The organism is Mangrovibrevibacter kandeliae, assembly GCF_024519155.1.
GTDB lineage: Bacteria > Pseudomonadota > Alphaproteobacteria > Rhizobiales > Rhizobiaceae > Mangrovibrevibacter > Mangrovibrevibacter kandeliae.
Map to the genome: position 1 here is coordinate 349,365 of NZ_JANIFJ010000001.1, position 20,375 is coordinate 369,739.

Annotated in this window: 20 protein-coding genes; 15 read left to right on the forward strand and 5 right to left on the reverse strand. The window is 68.9% G+C overall.

What is annotated here, in order from left to right; genetic code table 11:
- Positions 1–68 precede the first annotated feature (68 nt).
- The 3 genes from sthA to NPA30_RS01645 all read left to right on the forward strand — a co-directional run bounded on the left by sthA (position 69) and on the right by NPA30_RS01645 (position 3,559).
- Positions 69–1,475, forward strand: a complete 1,407-nt coding sequence (gene sthA / locus NPA30_RS01635; RefSeq protein WP_256800586.1) for a Si-specific NAD(P)(+) transhydrogenase — start codon at positions 69–71, stop codon at positions 1,473–1,475.
- A gap of 131 nt (positions 1,476–1,606) precedes the next feature.
- Positions 1,607–1,933 carry a hypothetical protein gene (locus tag NPA30_RS01640; RefSeq protein ID WP_256800587.1) on the forward strand — a complete coding sequence of 109 codons (327 nt, stop codon included), beginning with the start codon at positions 1,607–1,609 and terminating at the stop codon, positions 1,931–1,933.
- A 192-nt stretch (positions 1,934–2,125) separates the two neighbouring features.
- A complete protein-coding gene (locus tag NPA30_RS01645; RefSeq protein WP_256800588.1) occupies positions 2,126–3,559 on the forward strand; it encodes an NAD(P)-dependent oxidoreductase in 1,434 nt (477 codons plus the stop codon).
- A gap of 36 nt (positions 3,560–3,595) precedes the next feature.
- Here NPA30_RS01645 and NPA30_RS01650 read toward each other — a convergent pair whose 3' ends face one another.
- Both NPA30_RS01650 and NPA30_RS01655 read right to left on the reverse strand, forming a co-directional pair.
- On the reverse strand, positions 3,596–3,835 hold the full coding sequence (locus NPA30_RS01650) for a type II toxin-antitoxin system HicA family toxin (RefSeq protein WP_372338723.1): 240 nt from the start codon (positions 3,833–3,835) through the stop codon (positions 3,596–3,598).
- A gap of 3 nt (positions 3,836–3,838) precedes the next feature.
- Positions 3,839–4,069: a type II toxin-antitoxin system HicB family antitoxin gene (locus tag NPA30_RS01655; protein ID WP_256800589.1), complete on the reverse strand. Its 231-nt coding sequence runs from the start codon at positions 4,067–4,069 to the stop codon at positions 3,839–3,841.
- Positions 4,070–4,159: 90 nt separating this feature from the next.
- Here NPA30_RS01655 and preA point away from each other — a divergent pair, with 90 nt between their 5' ends.
- A complete protein-coding gene (gene preA / locus NPA30_RS01660) occupies positions 4,160–5,503 on the forward strand; it encodes an NAD-dependent dihydropyrimidine dehydrogenase subunit PreA (RefSeq protein WP_256800590.1) in 1,344 nt (447 codons plus the stop codon).
- A 47-nt stretch (positions 5,504–5,550) separates the two neighbouring features.
- Here the strand turns inward: preA and NPA30_RS01665 are convergent, their stop codons facing one another.
- Positions 5,551–5,859: an EthD family reductase gene (locus tag NPA30_RS01665; protein ID WP_256800591.1), complete on the reverse strand. Its 309-nt coding sequence runs from the start codon at positions 5,857–5,859 to the stop codon at positions 5,551–5,553.
- 234 nt (positions 5,860–6,093) lie between these two features.
- On the opposite strand from NPA30_RS01665, the gene NPA30_RS01670 reads away from it, so the two are divergent.
- From NPA30_RS01670 to NPA30_RS01720, 11 genes are all read left to right on the forward strand, one after another.
- Positions 6,094–6,600: an HPP family protein gene (locus tag NPA30_RS01670; RefSeq protein ID WP_256800592.1), complete on the forward strand. Its 507-nt coding sequence runs from the start codon at positions 6,094–6,096 to the stop codon at positions 6,598–6,600.
- 297 nt (positions 6,601–6,897) lie between these two features.
- Positions 6,898–8,223 (forward strand): aspartate aminotransferase family protein, encoded by a 1,326-nt coding sequence (locus NPA30_RS01675; protein ID WP_256800593.1) that lies wholly within the window; start codon positions 6,898–6,900, stop codon positions 8,221–8,223.
- Positions 8,224–8,303: 80 nt separating this feature from the next.
- On the forward strand, positions 8,304–9,554 hold the full coding sequence (locus NPA30_RS01680) for a Zn-dependent hydrolase (protein ID WP_256800594.1): 1,251 nt from the start codon (positions 8,304–8,306) through the stop codon (positions 9,552–9,554).
- Between the two features lie 36 nt (positions 9,555–9,590).
- Positions 9,591–9,812, forward strand: coding sequence for an antitoxin MazE-like protein (locus NPA30_RS01685; protein WP_256800595.1), 222 nt, complete (start codon positions 9,591–9,593; stop codon positions 9,810–9,812).
- On the forward strand, positions 9,809–10,174 hold the full coding sequence (locus tag NPA30_RS01690) for a type II toxin-antitoxin system PemK/MazF family toxin (RefSeq protein WP_256800596.1): 366 nt from the start codon (positions 9,809–9,811) through the stop codon (positions 10,172–10,174). The genes NPA30_RS01685 and NPA30_RS01690 overlap by 4 nt, the downstream gene beginning before the upstream one ends.
- Positions 10,171–11,622 (forward strand): dihydropyrimidinase, encoded by a 1,452-nt coding sequence (hydA, locus tag NPA30_RS01695; protein ID WP_256800597.1) that lies wholly within the window; start codon positions 10,171–10,173, stop codon positions 11,620–11,622. Before NPA30_RS01690 ends, hydA begins: the two co-directional genes overlap by 4 nt.
- Position 11,623: 1 nt before the next feature.
- A complete protein-coding gene (locus NPA30_RS01700; protein WP_256800598.1) occupies positions 11,624–11,995 on the forward strand; it encodes a hypothetical protein in 372 nt (123 codons plus the stop codon).
- Entirely contained in the window at positions 11,992–12,783 is a 792-nt protein-coding gene (locus NPA30_RS01705; RefSeq protein ID WP_256800599.1) for an ABC transporter ATP-binding protein, read from the forward strand. The genes NPA30_RS01700 and NPA30_RS01705 overlap by 4 nt, the downstream gene beginning before the upstream one ends.
- A gap of 219 nt (positions 12,784–13,002) precedes the next feature.
- Positions 13,003–13,938: an ABC transporter permease gene (locus NPA30_RS01710; protein ID WP_372338724.1), complete on the forward strand. Its 936-nt coding sequence runs from the start codon at positions 13,003–13,005 to the stop codon at positions 13,936–13,938.
- Positions 13,935–14,900: an ABC transporter permease gene (locus tag NPA30_RS01715; RefSeq protein ID WP_256800600.1), complete on the forward strand. Its 966-nt coding sequence runs from the start codon at positions 13,935–13,937 to the stop codon at positions 14,898–14,900. Before NPA30_RS01710 ends, NPA30_RS01715 begins: the two co-directional genes overlap by 4 nt.
- A gap of 32 nt (positions 14,901–14,932) precedes the next feature.
- On the forward strand, positions 14,933–15,919 hold the full coding sequence (locus NPA30_RS01720; protein WP_256800601.1) for an ABC transporter substrate-binding protein: 987 nt from the start codon (positions 14,933–14,935) through the stop codon (positions 15,917–15,919).
- Positions 15,920–16,579: 660 nt separating this feature from the next.
- Here NPA30_RS01720 and NPA30_RS01725 read toward each other — a convergent pair.
- The gene (locus NPA30_RS01725) at positions 16,580–17,542 is read right to left on the reverse strand and encodes an NAD-dependent epimerase/dehydratase family protein (protein WP_256800602.1); all 963 of its coding nucleotides are present in this window, start codon (positions 17,540–17,542) and stop codon (positions 16,580–16,582) included.
- Between the two features lie 187 nt (positions 17,543–17,729).
- Positions 17,730–20,375 carry a hybrid sensor histidine kinase/response regulator gene (locus NPA30_RS01730; RefSeq protein ID WP_256800603.1) on the reverse strand — a complete coding sequence of 882 codons (2,646 nt, stop codon included), beginning with the start codon at positions 20,373–20,375 and terminating at the stop codon, positions 17,730–17,732.

The following is a 20,375-nucleotide window of genomic DNA, read 5'->3' on the forward strand; positions in this document are numbered from 1 at the left end:
ATCCCCCTGGTCTGCCTCGCACAATCTCCCCCCGCTAAAGCGGGACGATCATCTCGCGGGGAAGCGTCGTGGCTGACTTCGATCTCATCGTCATCGGCAGCGGTCCGTCGGGCCGGCGGGCCGCCATTCAGGCCGCCAAGCTCGACAAGAAGGTGCTCGTCGTCGACAAGCGCCACCGGGTCGGCGGCGTGTCGGTCCACACCGGCACGATCCCGTCGAAGACCATGCGCGAGACGGTGCTCAACCTCTCGGGCTGGCGCGAGCGCGGCTTCTACGGCCGGGCCTACCGGGTCAAGCAGGACATCTCGGCCGCCGACCTTCAGGAGCGGATGACCAAGACGCTCGACCACGAGGTCGACGTGCTCGACCACCAGTTCGCCCGCAACCGCGTGCGCACGGCGGTCGGACAGGCGTCCTTCGTCGATCCGACCCATGTCCGCATCGAGGCCGAGGGCGGCGAGGAGCAGGTGCACAGTGCCCGCTTCGTGCTGATCGCCTGCGGAACGCGGCCCTACCGCCCGGCGCACATCCCCTTCAACGGCACCAATGTCTTCGACAGCGACGAGATCCTGGCGATGCCGAAGCTGCCGCGCAGCCTGACGGTGATCGGCGCGGGCGTCATCGGCGTCGAATACGCCACGATCTTTTCGGCGCTCGACGTGTCGGTGACGCTGGTCGAGCCGCGCCCGACCTTCCTCGACTTCGTCGACCGGGAGCTGATCGAGGAGTTCACCCACGAGCTGCGCGACCGCAACATGTCGCTGCGGCTCGGCTCGGAGGTGACCGGCATCGAGTTCGACGATCACGGCCGGCCCGTCTGCCGCATCGCCAGCGGCCGGGACGTCGTCAGCGAGGTGCTGATGTTCGCGGCCGGCCGCGTCGGCGAGACCGACACGCTGAACCTCGCCGCGGCGGGCCTGGAGGCCGACAAGCGCGGCCGCGTCGAGGTCGACCCGCAGACGCTGCAGACCAAGGTCCCGCACATCTACGCCGCCGGCGACGTCATCGGCTTCCCGAGTCTGGCCTCGACCTCGATGGAGCAGGGCCGGCTCGCCGCCTGCCACGCCTTCGGACTGCAGCCGGTGCCGCCGCCGGAATATTTTCCCTATGGCATCTACTCGGTGCCGGAGATCTCCACGGTCGGGATGAGCGAGGAGGAGGTGAAGAAGCGCGGCATTCCCTACGAGTGCGGCATCGCCCGCTTCCGCGAGACCTCGCGCGGCCACATCATGGGGCTCGAGACCGGCATGATGAAGATGATCTTCTCCAAGAAGACCGCCCGCCTGCTCGGCGTCCACATCGTCGGGGAGGGGGCGACCGAGCTGATCCACATCGGCCAAGCCGTGCTGAACCTGAAGGGCACGATCGACTATTTCATGGAGAACACCTTCAACTATCCGACGCTCGCCGAGGCCTACAAGATCGCCAGCCTCGACGCCTGGAACCGGGCCTTCGCCACCTCCACGTCGCGTTGAATTGCCGGCGTCGCGTCGACGTCTCGTTCACGATGGGCAGACGCGGCCAGGCAAACGATCGGTGCGTCTGTGGAACTCATCGGCCGCTCCTGACTTCTTGAAGCAAATTCAAGATCTCGGCGGAGAGAATGATGGCTTTTGCGGCGAAAGTCCTCGCGGGCGCGGCTTTGCTCGCGCTCACGGCAATCCCGGTGCAGGCGCAGGACGCGGCGGCCAGCGGCGCATCCATGGTGGTCGCGGAGCTGTCGCCGGCGGCGCCGTCGGCGCTCGCGTCCCTCGGCGTGACGCGCGGACAGGCCGCGGTGCCGGTGCCGACGCCGCGCCCGAGCGATCTCGGCATGGCAGCAGCCGCACCTGTCCAGCCGGGCGAGCCGATCCGGCGCACGGCACAGGGCTATCGCATCGTCGGGCCCGTGTTCTTCCCGGAAGACCTGCCGCGCAACATGGCGTCCCGCTGATCCCCTCAGCGCCGGCCGGGTCGCCATTGGCGTTCACGCCGCCGGCCGCCGGACCGACGCGTGCAGTGCCTCGCGCCGATTGGATCGATCGCGCGCACCCATTTGACGATCGTCGGAAACTCGGATCATTCTAAACAGGTGATCCGGGCCGTTCGTTAGCCTCTGTCCGGATCGGACATGGAGGTCGTCCGCATGAACGAGATCCGCCCGCACCAGCCCGACATCGCGGCCGCGCGGCTCGACCCGGATCTCCTCGCCAAGAACTTCTCCGACATTCATCCGCCGCTTGAGCCGCACGAGGCGCTGGTCGAGGCCGACCGCTGCTACTTCTGCTTCGACGCGCCGTGCATGCAGGCCTGCCCGACCTCGATCGACATCCCGCTCTTCATCCGCGAGATCCAGGCCGGCAACCCGAAGGGCGCGGCCAAGACCATCTTCCAGGCGAACATTCTGGGCGGCATGTGCGCCCGCGTCTGCCCAACCGAGGTGCTCTGCGAGGAGGCCTGCGTGCGCGAGGCCGCCGAGGGCAAGCCCGTGAAGATCGGCCTCCTGCAGCGCTATGCCACGGATCGGCTGATCGAGCCCGGGATCCACCCCTTCACCCGCGCCGCGCCGACCGGCAAGAGCGTCGCCGTCGTCGGGGCCGGACCGGCGGGCCTCGCCTGCGCCCATCGTCTGGCGATGCTCGGCCACGAGGTGACGCTCTACGATGCGCGCGACAAGGCCGGCGGCCTCAACGAGTACGGCATCGCCGCCTACAAGGCGACCGAGCGTTTCGCGGCGCGCGAGGTGGACTGGATCCTGAAGATCGGCGGCATCGCGCTCGAGACCGGCAAGGCGCTCGGGCGCGACATCCATCTCGATGATCTCCGGGCCGACTACGACGCGGTCTTCCTCGGGCTGGGGCTCGCCGGGGTGAATGCGCTGGGCGCCGAGGGCGAGCAGCACGGCGGCAGCCGCGACGCGGTCGCCTGGATTGCCGAGCTGCGCCAGACGATGGAGCTGGGGGCTCTGCCCGTTGGCCGGCGGGTGGTGGTGATCGGCGGCGGCATGACCGCGGTGGATGCCGCGGTGCAGGCCAAAGCACTCGGGGCCGAGGAGGTGACGATCGCCTACCGGCGCGGCCGCGAGGCGATGAACGCCTCGGCCTACGAGCAGGACCTGGCGCTGTCGCGCGGCGTCGCGATCCGCACGCACCTGCAGCCGAAGCGCGTCCTTGCCCATTCCGGACAGGTCACGGGCATCGAGCTGGAGCGCACGGCGACCGGCGCGGACGGCCGGCTCGCCGGCACCGGCGAGATCGTGCTGATCGAGGCCGACCAGGTGTTCAAGGCGATCGGCCAGAGCTTCCTTGCCGACGGCGTGTCGGGCGAGGGCGAGGGCATCGATTTCGAGCGCGGGCGGATCCGGGTCGATGCCGAGCGCCGCACCAGCCTCAGGGGCGTGTGGGCCGGCGGCGACTGCATCTCGGTGGGCGACGACCTGACGGTGGTCGCTGTCGAGGACGGCAAGATCGCGGCGCTCAGCATCCACGCGGCGCTGACCGCGCCGAAGGGCGTGCTGGCGACGGCGGGAGAGTTGGTCGGTGAGGCCATAGCGGCGGTACGGGGCGTGGCGGGCCGGTAGTGACCTTCCGGGCGTGATTGCGCCCCGGGTGTATGGCTACCGAAGCAACTGGATGAACTCGTCGATGGAGAGCCCCGCTTGCTCCATGATCCCGGACAGTGTGCCCCGTGGCAGTTCTCTGTTGCCATGCACGGGCACGCTGACCGCGCTTTTGGCCCTGCCGGGATGGAGCAGAATATGATGACTGCCCTTGATGCGGTCGACAACGAAGCCGGCCTTCTCAAGGGCTCGCACCGTCCTGCGGCCCGAGACTGCAGGCAGCACGCGCGGCGACACCGTTCAGGCCGCGACCGTCAGGTGATCGACACGGGTCTCCTGATCGGATGGAATAGTCCAGCCCTGCTCTTTGTAGAGTTCGAGAACCCCTTCGATGGCCTCGCGCGCATTGGCCAATGCCTCGTCATACGTGTCGCCGCACGTGACGACCTCGGGCAGCGCCGGGACCCGCACCGTGAAGCCGCCTTCGGGCTCGGGTTGCAAGGTGATCAGGAACCGGAATTCGCGCGACATTTCGGCCACCTTTCTTCGGTCGATCGACCGTGGAGGCATAGCATCGCCCGGCGTAGGCTCCAATGACGTGTTGAAGAGGAAGACAGACGAATGGCCGACCTCACCACAAGCTTCCTCGGTATAGCCTCGCCGAACCCGTTCTGGCTCGCCTCGGCGCCGCCGACCGACAAGGAATACAACGTCCAGCGGGCCTTCGAGGCCGGCTGGGGCGGTGTCGTGTGGAAGACGCTCGGCGAGGATCCGCCCGTCGTCAACGTCAACGGCCCGCGCTACGGGGCGATCCACGGGCCGGACCGCCGGCTCATCGGCCTCAACAACATCGAGCTGATCACCGATCGGGCGCTGGACACGAACCTCGAGGAGATCGCGCGGGTCAAGCGCAACTGGCCGGACCGGGCGATGATCGTCTCGCTGATGGTGCCATGCGAGGAGGCACCCTGGCAGAAGATCCTGACGCTCGTCGAGGAGACCGGCGCTGACGGCGTGGAACTGAACTTCGGCTGCCCGCACGGCATGAGCGAGCGCGGCATGGGCTCGGCCGTCGGACAGGTGCCGGAATACATCGAGATGGTCGCGCGCTGGTGCAAGCAGCACGCGCGCCTGCCGGTGATCGTCAAGCTGACGCCCAACATCACCGACATCCGCTATCCCGCGCGGGCGGCGAAGCGCGGGGGCGCCGACGCGGTGTCGCTGATCAACACCATCTCCTCCATCATGTCGATCGACCTCGACAGCTTCGCACCGACGCCGACCATCGACGGCAAGGGCAGCCACGGCGGCTATTGCGGCCCGGCGGTGAAGCCGATCGCCTTGAACATGGTTGCCGAGATCGCCCGTGACGCCGAGACGCGCGGCATCCCGATCTCCGGCATCGGCGGCATCACCACCTGGCGCGACGCAGCCGAGTTCATCGCGCTCGGCTGCGGCACCGTGCAGGTCTGCACCGCGGCGATGACCTACGGCTTCAAGATCGTGCGGGAGATGGCCTCCGGCCTCTCCGACTGGATGGACGAAAAGGGGTATCGCACGATCGAGGACTTCCGCGGCCGGGCGGCGCCGAACGTCACCGACTGGCAGTACCTCAACCTCAATTACGTCACCAAGGCGCGGATCGACCAGGAGACGTGCATTTCCTGCGGGCGCTGCCACATCGCCTGCGAGGACACCTCGCATCAGGCGATCACCCGTGAGGTGAACGGCGTCCGCCGCTTCGAGGTGATCGACGAAGAGTGCGTCGGCTGCAATCTCTGCGTCAATGTCTGCCCCGTGGAGGACTGCATCACGATGGAGCGGATCGCCGGCGTCGATCCGCGCACCGGCAAGCCGATCCCGGATGGCTACGGCAACTGGACGGCCCACCCGAACAACCCGATGGCGCGTGAGAAGCAGCAATTCGCGCCCGAGCCGGTGACGCTGCCCGACGCGGCGGAGTAAGGCGAGACGGGCCACTTCGGGCGCCGGCGTTCGCTGGATGGCCGACCTCAGGCGTCCTGCGTCTCGAACATCAGCAACTCGGCGCCGCCCGTCGCGAACTTGGGCAGGTCGCCGGCCGCCGCCTGGCCTTGCGGCGAGCCCAGTCCGGCCTCGAGATCGGACAGGCTGTCGAAGGTGAGGATGGCGACGAGGTGAACGCCGCTTTCACCGGCCGGGCTCGCCACGGCACCGCGGCTGACCTCGTAGCTGCGCAGGCCGGGGATGGCCTTGGCGAGCGGGATATGCGTCTCGGTGTAGTAGGCGTCGAACGCCGACGCGTCGGTCGGCGTCTTGTAGAGCACGAGCAGCTTGGCCATCGGTTCCCTCCCGGGTCGCATCGCGACCGTTGCGGCGCCCGGGTGCAAACTGGCGCAGCGCGGCCGGCGAGGCAATCCGGCGAGGGATTGATGGCGCGGAGGCGCAGCAGTCCGGCCGGAGAGGGTCGCGGAGGAATAACCATCTCCGTGAAGGCGAGGCGCGAGATCCTCGTTCGTTGCGGGAGCGGGCTTGATGATCAATAATTGGGCGTTCAGCCTTCTCTTTGATCAGTCATGCTCCGTCACATCCGCCACTTCATCATCCGCCACGAGCCGGAAGCCATCGACCTCGCCGTCAGTTTGAAGGCGGGGGTCGGCGGTCTCCTCGGCATCGGTTCTGCCGGCGGACTGGCTGCGGCCACGGGCATGCCGTTTCTTCTCGCGCCCTTCGGGGCCTCCGCCGTCCTGCTGTTCGCGCAGCCTCAGAGTCCGCTGGCGCAGCCGGCGAACACGATCGGCGGCTACTGCGTCGGGCTGGCGGCAGGGCTTGCGGTGGCGCTCGTGTTTCCACCCGTCTGGTGGGCGGCCGCCATCGGCGTCGGTGCGGCGATCGCGCTGATGTCGCTGCTGCGGCTCACCCATCCACCGGCGGGTGCCGTGCCCATCGTGGCAGTGACGACGGCCATGCCACCGACGACCCTCGTCGAAGCCGTTCTTGCCGGCGGTGTCCTGCTGGTGGCGGTCGCGGCGATCCATCACCGGATACCGCCGCGCCAGATCTATCCGAAGCGCGCGAACTAGCGCGGGACGTGGCCACCCCAGATCGTTCTGCCGGAGCGGGCGCCGCCCTTCGGCTTCTCGCAATGCAGACGCCCGCGACAATTCGGGTGTCCTTCGAGAACAAGAGCACGCGCTGCCGGAGGATGCAGCCTCTGCCGACGTGGTCGAAGTCGAACGGCCCGCGGTTCATGCCTATCCCCTGCGCGCCCACGGTAGCTGCGCGAATGTTCGGCAGCTCTGCTTGACCGCTTACGGGCCAGCCCATAGCGTTCGGGCCAGTGGTCCGGCTTGAGCCGGACACGCCAGCGGCGGACCTTCATGAACGTCACGACACCCATCGCCAACAACCTCGACGCCTTCTGGATGCCGTTCTCGGCGAACCGGCAGTTCAAGCAGGCGCCGCGCATGTTCGTCGGCGCCAAGGACATGCACTACCGCACCGCTGACGGTCGCGACGTGCTCGACGGGACGGCGGGCCTCTGGTGCGTCAATGCCGGGCACTGCCGGCCGAAGATCACGGAGGCGATCGCGCAGCAGGCCGGAGAGCTCGACTATGCGCCGGCCTTCCAGATGGGCCACCCGAAGGCCTTCGAGCTGGCGGCAAAGCTCGCCGCGCTGGCGCCGTCCGGGCTCGACCACGTCTTCTTCACCAACTCCGGCTCGGAATCGGTCGAGACTGCGCTGAAGATCGCGCTCGCCTACCAGCGGGTGAAGGGCGAGGGCTCGCGCTTCCGGCTGATCGGGCGCGAGCGCGGCTATCACGGCGTCAATTTCGGCGGCATCTCGGTCGGTGGCATCGTCGGCAACCGCAAGATGTTCGGGACGCTCCTCACCGGCGTCGACCACATGCGCCACACGCACGACCCGGTCCGCAACGGCTATACGCAGGGCGAGACCGAGCACGGCGTCGAACTCGCCGACGACCTCCTGCGCATCGCGACGTTGCACGACCCCTCGACCATCGCCGCGGTCATCGTCGAGCCGGTCGCGGGTTCGACCGGCGTGCTGCCGCCGCCGAAGGGCTATCTCAAGCGCCTGCGCGAGATCTGCGACCAGCACGGCATCCTCCTGATCTTCGACGAGGTGATCACCGGCTACGGGCGCATGGGCGCGGCCTTCGCGGCCGACTATTTCGGCGTGACGCCGGACATCATCGTCACCGCCAAGGGTCTGACCAACGGCGTCATCCCGATGGGCGCGGTGTTCGTGAAGGACACGATCTACGAGGCCTTCATGACCGGGCCGGAGCACCTGATCGAGTTCGCCCACGGCTACACCTATTCCGGCAATCCGATCGCGGCGGCCGCAGGTCTCGCGACGCTCGAGACCTACAAGGAGGAAGGGCTGTTCGAGCGGGCGAAGGCGCTGGAGCCCGTCTGGGCGGAGGCGATCCATTCGCTGAAGGGCGAGCCGCACGTCATCGACATCCGGACCATCGGCCTGATCGGCGCGGTCGAGCTCGACCCGGTGGCGGGCCAGCCGACGAGGCGCGCCTTCTCGGCCTTCCTGAAGGCCTACGAGGCCGGCCTCCTGATCCGCACCACCGGCGACATCATCGCGCTGTCGCCGCCGCTGATCATCTCGCAGGACCAGATCGGCGAGATCGTCGACACGCTGCGCGGCGTTCTGAGGGCCTTGCAATGATCCGACCCGGTTGCTGAGCGCAGGCGCACGCGGCATTCGCATCGCTCGGCAGCCAGACGAACCCAGCCAAGGACTTTCGCATGCCCCTCGACACGAACCTCCAGATCAACGGCGACCGGCTGTGGGACGCGCTGATGGAGATGGCCGAGATCGGCCCGGGCGTCGCGGGCGGCAACAACCGCCAGACGCTGACCGATGCCGACGGCGAGGGCCGCCACCTCTTCAAGCGCTGGTGCGAGGCGGCGGGCCTGACGATGGCCGTCGACACGATGGGCAACATGTTCGCCCGCCGCGAGGGCACCGAGCCGGACCTGCCGCCGGTCTATGTCGGCAGCCATCTCGATACCCAGCCGACCGGCGGCAAGTATGACGGCGTGCTTGGCGTCCTTGGCGGGCTGGAGCTCGTGCGCACGCTGAACGACCTCGACGTCAGGACGCGGCACCCGATCGTGGTCGTGAACTGGACCAACGAGGAGGGCACTCGCTTCGCGCCGGCAATGCTCGCCTCCGGCGTCTTCGCGGGCGTCCACGAGGAGGGCTGGGCGAAGGACAAGGTCGATGCGCAGGGCAAGCGCTTCGGCGACGAGCTGAAGCGGATCGGCTGGGAGGGCGACGAGCCGGTCGGGCGCGACCGGCCGATCAAGGCGCTGTTCGAACTGCACATCGAGCAGGGGCCGATCCTCGAGGACGAGGGGATCGACATCGGCGTCGTCACGCACGGGCAGGGGCTCTACTGGCTTCAGGTGACGCTCGCCGGCAAGGAGAGCCACACCGGCTCGACCCCGATGTACAAGCGGCGCAACGCCGGGCTCGGAATGGCGCGGGTGACCGAGCTGGTGCACGAGGTGGCGATGGACTTCCAGCCGAGCGCGGTCGGCGCGATCGGCCATGTCGAGGTCTACCCGAACTCGCGCAACATCATCCCGGGCCGCTGCGTCTTCACCATCGACATCCGCTCGCCGGACAAGGCGATCCTCGACGCGATGCGCGAGCGCATCGAGGACGGGATCGACGTCATCGCCGAAGCGCTCGACATCGACGCCTCGGTCGACGAGGTCGGCCATTTCGACCCCGTGACCTTCGACCCCGGCTGCGTGGCGGCCGTGCGCAAGGCCGCCCAGACGCTTGGCTACACGCACACCGACGTCGTCTCCGGCGCGGGGCACGACGCCTGCTGGATCAACCGCATCGCGCCGACCGCGATGGTGATGTGCCCTTGCGTCGACGGCCTCAGCCACAACGAGGCCGAGGAGATCACGCGCGAATGGGCTGCGGCCGGCGCCAACGTACTGCTGCACGCCGTGGTGGAGACGGCGGGCGTGGTGGCTTAAGGTTCTGACGCAGCGAGGGCGCGCGAGGAGGCTGACATGGGACGGCCGAACGAACTGACCGAGGAGCAGCGCCAGGATCTTCTGGCCAAGGGCTGGCGGGCGCTTGAGGTGTGGGTCATCGATCGCGAGAGCGAAGCCTATAAGGCGGAAGTGGCCCGGCAGCTGGCCGCCGCCGCCGATGCAGACAGCCGCGATCCCGATATCGACGACTGGACCCTACACGTTCGTGGAGATCTTTGGGACGACGAGGCGCCATGAAGCGCGGCGACGTCTACACGATCTCGACCCGAGGCGACGTTGCGAAGCCACGTCCGGCGGTCGTTTTGAAAGCCGACGAGTTCATCCGCTCGGATCTCCCGATCATTGTTTGCCCGTTGACGAGCGACCTGCGCGACGCGGCCCTGCTGCGGGTTCGCATCGAACCGACGACCGAGAACGGGTTGCGGGCGGTCTCTGAGGCGATGCTGGAACGGTTGGGCGCTGCCTTGCCGAAGGAGATCGGGACGCACATCGGTCGCCTCGACCGGTCTGACCGCGATCGCGTCGAGGTCGGGATCATCAACATTCTCGGGCTGACGCAAGCCGCTGCCATACTGTCTGCCATAGGAAACCTCCGATGACCCTCGTCATCAAAGGCGGCACGATCGTCACCGCCGACCTCACCTACAAGGCCGATATCCTGATCGACGGCGAGACCATCGCGGCGATCGGGCCGGACCTTGCCGGCGACGCGGTCATCGACGCCTCCGGCGCCTACGTGATGCCCGGTGGCATCGACCCGCACACCCACATGGAGATGCCCTTCATGGGCACCTTCTCGGCCGACGACTTCGACACCGGCACCGCGGCAGCCCTGGCCGGCGGCACCACGACGACCGTCGACTTCTGCCTGCCGGCGCCGGGGCAGGGCCTGATCGATGCGCTGCAGACCTGGTACCAGAAGGCCGGCAAGGCGCGCACCGACTACTCCTTCCACATGGCGATCACCTGGTGGGGCGAGCAGGTGTTCGACGAGATGAAGACCGTGGTCGAGCGCGGCATCAACTCGTTCAAGCACTTCATGGCCTACAAGGGCGCGCTGATGGTGAACGACGACGAGATGTTCGCCTCGTTCAACCGCTGCGCGGAGCTCGGCGCCCTGCCGCTCGTCCATGCCGAGAACGGCGACGTCGTCGCGGCGATGCAGGCCAAGCTGATGGCCGAGGGCAATGACGGTCCGGAAGGGCACGCCTATTCGCGCCCGCCCGAGGTGGAGGGCGAAGCGACCAACCGGGCGATCATGATCGCCGACCAGGCCGGCGTGCCGCTCTACGTCGTCCACGTCTCCTGCGAGCAGGCGCACGAGGCGATCCGCCGGGCGCGGCAGAAGGGGATGCGCGTCTTCGGCGAGCCGCTGGTGCAGCACCTGACGCTCGACGAGAGCGAGTACTTCAACCCCGACTGGGACTATTCGGCCCGCCGGGTGATGAGCCCGCCCTTCCGCAACCGGGCGCACCAGGATTCGCTCTGGGCCGGCCTCGCCTCCGGCTCGCTGCAGGTGGTGGCGACCGATCACTGCGCCTTCACCACCGCGCAGAAGCGCACCGGCATCGGCGACTTCAGGAAGATCCCGAACGGCACCGGTGGCCTCGAGGACCGTCTGCCGGTCCTCTGGACGAAAGGGGTGCGCACCGGCCGATTGACCATGAACGAGTTCGTCGCGGTCACCTCGACCAACATCGCCAAGATCCTCAACGTCTACCCGAAGAAGGGCGCGATCCTGCCCGGCGCCGACGCCGACCTCGTGATCTTCGACCCGTCGGCGACGAAGACCATCTCCGCGCAGAGCCAGAAGTCGGCGATCGACTACAACGTCTTCGAGGGCATCGAGGTCACCGGTCTGCCGGCGATCACCCTGTCGCGCGGCAAGGTCGCCTATCGCGACGGCGAGGTGCTCAGCGAGACCGGCACCGGGCGCTTCGTCGAGCGGCCGGCGAACCCGCCGGTCAACCGGGCGCTCTCGACGTGGAAGGAGCTCGTCGCGCCGCGCAAGGTCGAGCGCTCTGGCATTCCGGCGAGCGGGGTCTGACGTGAGCCTGCTGCGCGCGGCGCTCGCCGCTCCGTTGCTCGGCTTGATGGCGGGGACCGCCGCAGCTGCGCCGGCCTTCCCCGATGCCGCCTACGGCGACAAGGACGGCTGTGCTTACGCGAAAACGGGCGAATCGTCCGGCTCCGACACGTTTTTCCTGCTCGACCGGGAGGGGGTGACCACTGCGGCCTCCTACTGCGAGCTCAAGGGCGTGAAATCGACGGGTGCCGACACGTTCGACCTGAAGCTCAGCTGTGAAGCCGAAGGGGAGGACGCAACGGAGGATCATGCGAGCGCGAAACGCTCCGGGCGCACGGTCACGCTCCACTTTGCCGATGGCACGACGTGGGGTCCGCTTACGCGATGCAAATGAGTGCGCTTGCTCCGTCTCCCGTCATCTCCGCATCGGCCCTCAACCTGATCTTCCAGACCGGCGATGCGCCGGTGCAGGCGCTGAAGGACATCGACCTCACCGTCTCGCGCGGCGAGTTCGTCTCCTTCATCGGCCCGTCCGGCTGCGGCAAGACCACGCTCCTGCGCGTCATAGCGGACCTCGAGACACCGACCTCCGGCACCATCTCGGTCAACGGCATGACCCCCGACGAGGCACGGCGGGCGCGGGCCTATGGCTACGTGTTCCAGGCGGCGGCGCTCTACCCCTGGCGCACCATCGAGAAGAACGTCGCGCTGCCGCTGGAGGTGATGGACTACCCGCGCGCCCAGCAGCGCGAGCGGGTGGCGGCGTTCCTCGACCTCGTCGGATTGTCGGGTTTCGGCAGGAAGTATCCCTGGCAGCTGTCCGGCGGCATGCAGCAGCGCGCTTCGATCGCCCGAGCGCTCGCCTTCGACCCGGACCTCCTGCTGATGGACGAGCCCTTCGGCGCGCTCGACGAGATCGTGCGCGACCATCTCAACGCGGAACTTCTGAAGCTCTGGGCGAAGACGAAGAAGACCGTGATCTTCGTCACCCACTCGATCCCGGAGGCGGTGTTCCTGTCGACGCGCATCGTGGTGATGAGTCCGCGGCCGGGCCGCATCCACGAGATCATCGACTGCGACCTCGGCCCCGACCGGCCGCTGGAGATCCGCGAGACGCCGGAGTTCCTGGCCATCGCACACCGCGTCCGCGAGGGCCTGCGGGCCGGGCACAGCTATGAGTGAGGCGTGGCGGGACAGTCCTTCGCCCGGCGGCTCCGCCGCCACCCTCTCTCCGGAGGGGAGAGGAAGGACGCCCCGTTCTGCGATGCCGGATTGCCAGGCCGGCTCGGGCACTTCGAGAGATCTGTCACTCGACGGAGGGGCGCCTGAACCGCAGGCTGCGTCTTCTCCCCGACGGGGAAGCGATGGCCCGGAGGGCCGGATGAGGGGAGCGGCACCACCTTGGCGACCCTGAACCCGCCCCTCGCTGCGCCCGGCAGCGGCGTCGGCCGCAGCGTCCTGCGCCGCCTCGGCGAGAGCAGCGCGCTCCCGATCCTCGCCGTCGTCGCCGTGCTGATCCTCGTCTGGTACGCCGGGGCGGTGCTCCTCAACTGGCAGACCGAGGGCGATCGGCTCGTCTCGGCCGGCGCGCCCTACACGGGGCTCGACCACGTCCTCGCCACCTGGTCGGCCAAGCGCCCGGTGCTGCCGGCGCCGCACCAGATCGCCGTCGAGCTCTGGACCTCGATCGCCACCGTCCGCCCGACCTCGCCGCGCTCGCTGCTGTTCCACGCCTGGGTGACGCTCTCCTCGACGCTTGTCGGCTTTGCCATCGGCACGGGACTCGGCATCCTGCTGGCGGTCGGCATCGTCCACTCGCGCGTCCTCGACAAGAGCCTGATGCCCTGGATCATCGCCTCGCAGACCGTGCCGATCCTCGCCGTCGCGCCGATGGTGATCGTGGTGCTCGGTAACCTGCAGATCACCGGGCTGCTGCCGAAGGCGGTGATCTCGACCTACCTGTCCTTCTTCCCGGTCACCGTCGGCATGTTGAAGGGCCTGCGCTCGCCGGACGTCATGCATCTCGACCTGATGCACACCTACAGCGCCAGCCGCGCGCAGATCCTCGGCAAGCTCAGACTGCCGGCGGCGCTGCCCTTCCTTTTCGCCTCGATGAAGGTGGCGATTGCCGCCGCGCTGGTCGGCGCCATCGTGGCGGAGCTGCCGACCGGCGCCGTCGCAGGGCTCGGAGCGCGGCTCCTCGCCGGGTCCTATTACGGCCAGACGGCGATGATCTGGGCGGCGCTGGTCGCGGCCTCGGTGATGGCGGGCCTGCTCGTCTGGATCGTCGGACGAGCGGAGCAGATTGTGCTGCGGCGGACGGGAGGCCGGGCATGACGGGGCCGGCTTTGTCGGTTCGCCGGAGACCCTGGCTGAGCGCGGCGGTCGCGGTCGGCGGCGCGGCGGTGCTGCTCGGCTGGCTCGGCAACGGGGCGCTCGGCGCCGCCTTCTGGGTGCTGACCCTCCTCGTCTGGCTGGCCGCCTGGCGTCTCGCGGCGCAGCTTGCGGAGATGCCGCTTCGCGCGAGGAGCGCCGCGCGCATTCGCGACGTCGCCGTTCCCCTGCTGTTCGGCCTGACGCTGCTCCTCCTCTGGGAACTTCTCACCCGCGGCCTCGCCGTCCCGCGCATCCTGCTGCCGCCGCCGTCCGAGATCGCCGCGACCTTCGCCGCCTCGCTGCCGATCCTCTGGGCCGACTTCGCCCAGACCTTCCTGAAGGCGGTGCTCGCCGGTTACGTCCTCGGCTGTGGCGCCGGCTTCCTCGTCGCGCTCCTCGTCGACCGCTCGCCCTTCCTGAAGCGCGGCCTCCTGCCGATCGGCAACCTCGTCTCCGCCTTGCCGGTGGTGGGCATCGCACCCGTGATGGTGATGTGGTTCGGCTTCGACTGGCCGTCCAAGGCGGCGGTCGTCGTGGTGATGACCTTCTTCCCGATGCTGGTGAACACGCTGGCCGGCCTCGACGCGGCGGGCGCGATGGAGCGCGACCTGATGCGCACCTATGCCGCCGGCCACGGCGCGACGCTCGTCAAGCTGCGGCTGCCGGCGGCGCTGCCCTTCGTGTTCAACGCGCTGAAGATCAATTCCACCCTTGCGCTGATCGGGGCGATCGTGGCCGAATTCTTCGGCACGCCGATCGTCGGCATGGGGTTTCGCATCTCGGTCGAGATGGGCCGGATGAACACCGACATGGTCTGGGCGGAGATCTGGGTCGCGGCGCTCGCCGGCTCGCTCTCCTACGGCCTCCTATCCGTGGTCGAGCGGCTCTCGACCTTCTGGCATCCGTCCTACCGCAAGCGGTGAGGCCGGCTCGTTCGCAACAAGGAGTTCAGGGGATGAAGACAGGTCTGTTCGCTGCCGCCGCGCTCGCCGCCGCCACCGCCATGACGGCGCCGGCGCTCGCCGCCGACTCCGTGACGCTGCAGCTGAAATGGGTGGCCGACGCCCAGTTCGCCGGCTACTTCGTCGCCAAGGACAAGGGCTTCTACGAGGACGAGGGGCTCGACGTCACGATCAAGCCGGGCGGCCCGGACATCGCGCCCGAGCAGGTGATCGCCGGCGGCGGCGCCGACGTCATCGTCGACTGGATGGCCGCCGCGCTGGTCGCGCGCGAAAAGGGGGTGCCGCTCGTCAACATCGCCCAGCCCTTCGTCAAGGGCGGCCTGCAGCTCACCTGCCGCAAGGACACGGGCATCACGACGCCGGCCGACATGAAGGGCAAGACGCTCGGCGTCTGGTACTACGGCAACGAGTATCCCTTCTTCGCCTTCATGTCGAAGAACGGCCTCAATGCGCAGGAGGGCGGCGACGTCACCGTCCTGAAGCAGGCCTTCAATGTCGATCCGCTCCTGCAGAAGCAGGCCGACTGCATCTCCACCATGAGCTACAACGAGTACTGGCAGGTGCTGGAGGCCGGCGTGAAGCCGGAGGACCTCACCGTCTTCAAGTACAGCGACGAGGGTGCCGCGATGCTGGAGGACGGGCTCTACGCGCTGGAGCCGAACCTCAAGGATCCGGCCTTCGTCGACAAGATGGCGCGCTTCGTGAAGGCCTCGATGAAGGGCTGGGACTACGCCCGGGAGAACCCCGACGAGGCGGTCGGGATCGTCATGGACAACGACACCGCCGGCGCCATCAGCCAGGAGCACGAGGAGCACATGATGGCCGAGGTCAACAAGCTGACCGAAGGCGGCGATGGCGCGCTGGACCCCAAGACCTACGACAGCACCGTCTCGATGCTGACCGAGCAGAAGATCATCTCCAAGGCGCCGGAGGGTGCCTACACGACGGCGGTCACCGACAAGGCGAAGACGCTGGACTGAGGCCGAGCCTGCCTCCTCCCGCCCTGCGACGGGAGGAGGGGCCGGGAGGACGAATTGGGGGGCGATGGTTCGGCGTCCTCCGACGCCAGCGCTTCCGAAGGCGTCATGTCTGGCGGAAGACCCGCGTGTTCGCGGACCTCACTCGTCATCCCGGGCTTGAACCGGGATCCATGCCTCTGCGGTTCGGCTGGTGGTACGGTGCCGGAGATCTGACGTTACGCTCTCCCTTCAGCGCATCGGCGGCTTCAGCGGTTTGGCATGGATCCCGGCTCGGAGGCCGGAATGACGAATTGGGGAGAAGCTCGATTGCTTCCTCCGACGCCTCCGCTCTCCCTCGCAGTTGTCGTGTCTGGCGCATGAGTCACAGACTCCCAGCCCTCAGCACTCGTCATCCCGGGCCTGACCCGGGATCCATGCCTCTGCGGTTCAGTCGATGAGACGTGCCGTATATGGCCATGAGACGTGCCGTATATGGCCATCGCTCGCGCCCTCCGTCGCGTCGGCGGCTTCGGCGGCTTGGCATGGATCCCGGCTCGGAGGCCGGGATGACGAATTGGGGAGAAGCTCGATTGCTTCCTCCGACGCCTCCGCCCTCCCTCGCAGTCGTCATGCCTCGCGCGTAGGCCCGCGGTCGGCGCGCCTGCGTGTGGTCCTGACGGCCTACCGGGCCATCCCTGCCAGCACCGGCGAGGCGTAGTCCGCGTCGTGCGCAAAGGGCAGGGCGCAGCCGTCCCGCAAGGCGCCGAGCACGGCGGCATAATCTGTCGCGCAGCGGAAGCCGAGCACCCGCTCGGCACGGCTCGCGTCATAGACCCGCCCGATGCTCGACGGCAGCGACCAGCCGGCGCGCGCGTAGAGCGCTGGCGCGTCCGGGAAGTGCCGCGCGATCACCGCAGGCGCATCGCGCCTCAGTTCGGCGGCCTCCTCGCGCCGCAACGGCGTCGGCGCCGAGAGGACGAAGCAGTCGAAGCCGAGCGCCGGCGCCTTCTCCAGCGCAAGGACGTGCGCCCGCGCGGCGTCCTCCACCGTCAGCCGGCGGTTGAGGAACTCGTTGGCCTTGCGGTTCAGGCCGGGCAGGCGGCGGTCGGTGTCGTCCTCCTCCGGGAAGAAGCGAGCGGTGCGCAGCACGAGGCAGGCAAGCGACGTGTCAGCAGCAAACAGCCGGCAGAGATGCTCGGCCGCGAGCTTGGTCGCGCCGTAGATGTTGCGCGGCTCGAGCGGGCCGGACTCTTCGTCGAGCCAGACGGCCGCCTCCGCGGTCTCATCGCGGATGGTCTGGGTGATCATCAGCGAGGTCGTCGAGGTGAAGACGAAGCGGTCGTGGCCGGCCGCGGTTGCCGCCTCCAGGAGGTTCAGCGTGCCGGTGACGTTGACGTCGACGAAGGCCTGGCGCGGGAACCGGGCGATGTCGGGCTTGTGCAGCGCGCCGGCATGGATGACGGCCTCGATGCCGTGCCGGGCGAAGACGGCGTCGACGACGCCGCGATCGGCGACGCTGCCGATCTCCTGCGTCTCCTGTCCCGGTGCGACGTCGAGGCCGGCGACGCCGTGGCCGGCCTCGCGCAGCATCGGCGCGAGGTGCCGACCGAGCCAGCCGGACGAGCCGGTAAGAAGAACGCGCATCTCCCCTGATCCTTCCTGCGGATCGCATCGGTCGCAGCGTCGGACGTGCGGCCGGCCTCCTCGGCCGTTCCGTAGGATCTTTGGAGCGCGATGGGAAGGCGGTCGTCAGGCGTCCGACCGGCCTGGCGAGCCGGGGCGCGCGGCGCCGCAGTGCTGCGCGCGAGACGCCCGCAGCGAGACTCAGGACTCAGGCCACGCGCTTCGCCGGCACGTCACCGGCTCCCGCCGCCTCGCGCAGTTCGGCGATGAGGGCTGCGATCTGTGCCGCTGCCTCCACCCCACTTCCGCGCAGCGCCTGGAGCGCGGCATCGGCGTCGGCCGCATCATCGGCGGCGTCGAGCCGTCGCGCGGCAGCCGAGAGGCTGTTGAAGCCGAGAATGCCCGCGAGCGACACCACCGTGTGGGCGAGACGACGGAGGTCGGCGAGCGCCGCATCGGGCACCGTCAGCGCGGTCAGCTTGGCCTCCAGCGTCGTGAGCGCCTGCAGCGCCCGCGCCGAACCCAGCAGCGCGAGGAGATTGGAGAAGATCCTGCGGTCGAAGGCGGCGGCATCCACCGGCGCCTCTGGCACCGCCGGGGTGTTGCGGCCGAGCCAGCGGTCGACCACCGCAAGCAGGGCCTCGCGCTGGATCGGCTTGCCGACGTGATCGTTCATGCCGCCCGCGCGGAACCGGGTGATCTCTTCCGGGATGACGTTGGCGGTCAGGGCCACCACGGGGGTCCGGGCCACCGCGCCAGGCAGCTGGCGCACCCGCCGCGTCGCCTCGATCCCGTCCATCTCCGGCATCTGCACGTCCATCAGGACGAGGTCGAAGCGCCCGGCGGGCAACAGCTCCAGCGCCTCGGCGCCACCGGCGCAGGTGACCACGTCGTGTCCCGCCATCTCGAGCATCGCCGCGGCAATCTCGCGGTTCACCGCAAGATCATCGACCACGAGGATGCGACCGTGGCGCGACGCGGCGCTGGCGGCATCGGCGGCCGGCGGTGCATCGGCCGCCGGCGTCGCGTCGGCCGGCGCGGCAGCGGGCAGCGCCACCACGAAGGAGAAGCACGAGCCGCGGTCCGGCTCGCTCGCCACGGTGATCTCGCCGCCCATCAGGTTGACCAGCTTCTGCGAGATGGCGAGGCCGAGGCCGGTGCCGCCGAAGCGGCGCTCGATCGAGCCGTCGGCCTGGGCAAAGCGCTGGAACAGGCGGCCGCGCTGCTCGGCCGTCATGCCGATGCCGGTGTCCACGACCGCCACCACGATCGCATCGCCCGCGCCTTGCCGCAGGCTGAGGGTGACGCTGCCGCCGGGCGTGAACTTCACGGCGTTGTTGAGGAGGTTGAGCAGCACCTGACGCAGCCGTCCCTCGTCGCCGGCCACGTGCAGCGGCAGGCCCGGATCGATGTCGGCCGACAGCGTGAGGCCCTTGGCCTGGGCCTGCACCCCGACGATGGCGAGGGAGGTCTCGGCCAGCCGGCGCAGGTCGAAGGGCTGCGGCTGCAACTGCAGCTTGCCGGCCTCGACCTTGGACCAGTCGAGGACGTCGTCCACCACGGTCTTCAGCGCGTCGCCGGAGGTGCGGATCAGGCGCAGCCGCCGTTCGGCCTCGGCCGGCAAATTCGCGGCGTCCAGCATGACGTCGGCAAAGCCGATGATGCTGTTCAGCGGGCTGCGCAGCTCATGGCTCATGGTCGCCAGGAAGTCGCTCTTGGCAGTGGCGGCCGCCTCGGCGCGGGCGCGGGCCGCCTCCAGCTCGCGCGTGCGCTGGGCGACGCGGTCCTCCAGCGTGGCGTTGACGGAGCGCAGTTCGGCCTCGCTCTGCCGCAGGCGGCAGAAGGCGGAGGCGACCGCATTCGACAGTTGCCGGGCCTCCCGGAAGCGGCCCGTCGGCAGGCTCTCGATGGCCGCTCCGGCACGCACCGCCTCGGCGCTGGCGGCGAGAAGCGTCAGCGGCCGGGCGATCCAGCCGGCGATTCGCCAGCCGGCGAGCGCGGCCAGCAGCGTCAGAACGAGGACCGCACCGAGGAGCGCGTGGTCGAGCCAGGCCATCGGCGCCAGCGCTGCATCCACGGGCTGACGCGCGACGACCGTCCAGCCGAGACCGCCGAAGGCGCCCATCGACGGGACGTGTGCGGTGGCGGACAGCTCGAGGGCCGGATCCGGCGTGACGAACGTCTTGCCGAGGAGCGAGTGCGGTCCGAGAAGAACCTCGCCGTTCGCGGACACCACCATCAGGTCCGACTGAGCGAGGTCGGCCAGCGTCGACAGGATGTCGTGGCGGACCTCCGCGGCCCAGTTCCAGCTGAGATGAGCGGCGAGGACGCCGTCAACCGCGCCCGACGCACCGTGCACGGGCGCGGTCACGTCGACGAAGCGGACGGGCTCCCCGTCGGTCGACGGCACGTATCGCGCCAGCAGCTTGGCCTCGTGAACGTCGAGGGCTGCGGGGCCACGCTGGCCTGCGTCGAACCATGGCCGCGCCGATACGTCGGCGCCTTCCAGAATGCCGCCGGAGGCGACGACGACATGACCGGTCAGGTCGGCGAGGCCGATCCACGCATAGTTGGCCGTCGTTGCCTTGAGATCGTCGAGATAGGATCGCCGGACCGTCTGATCCGCGGCGGGAAGCCGTTCCCACAGCGCACTCGTCATGACGATGTCGTTCAGCCGCTCCGACATGTGGATCGCCAGCCGCTCGCTCATCAGCTGCGCGGCCTGCGACAGCTGTCGCTGCGCGGCGTTGTGCAGGGCATCCATTGCCATCTCGCGCGCGAAGAAGCTCGTGACGGCGATCGAGGCGATGGCGAGGGCTGCGAAGATACAGGCGAGGCGGCTGCGAAGGGACAT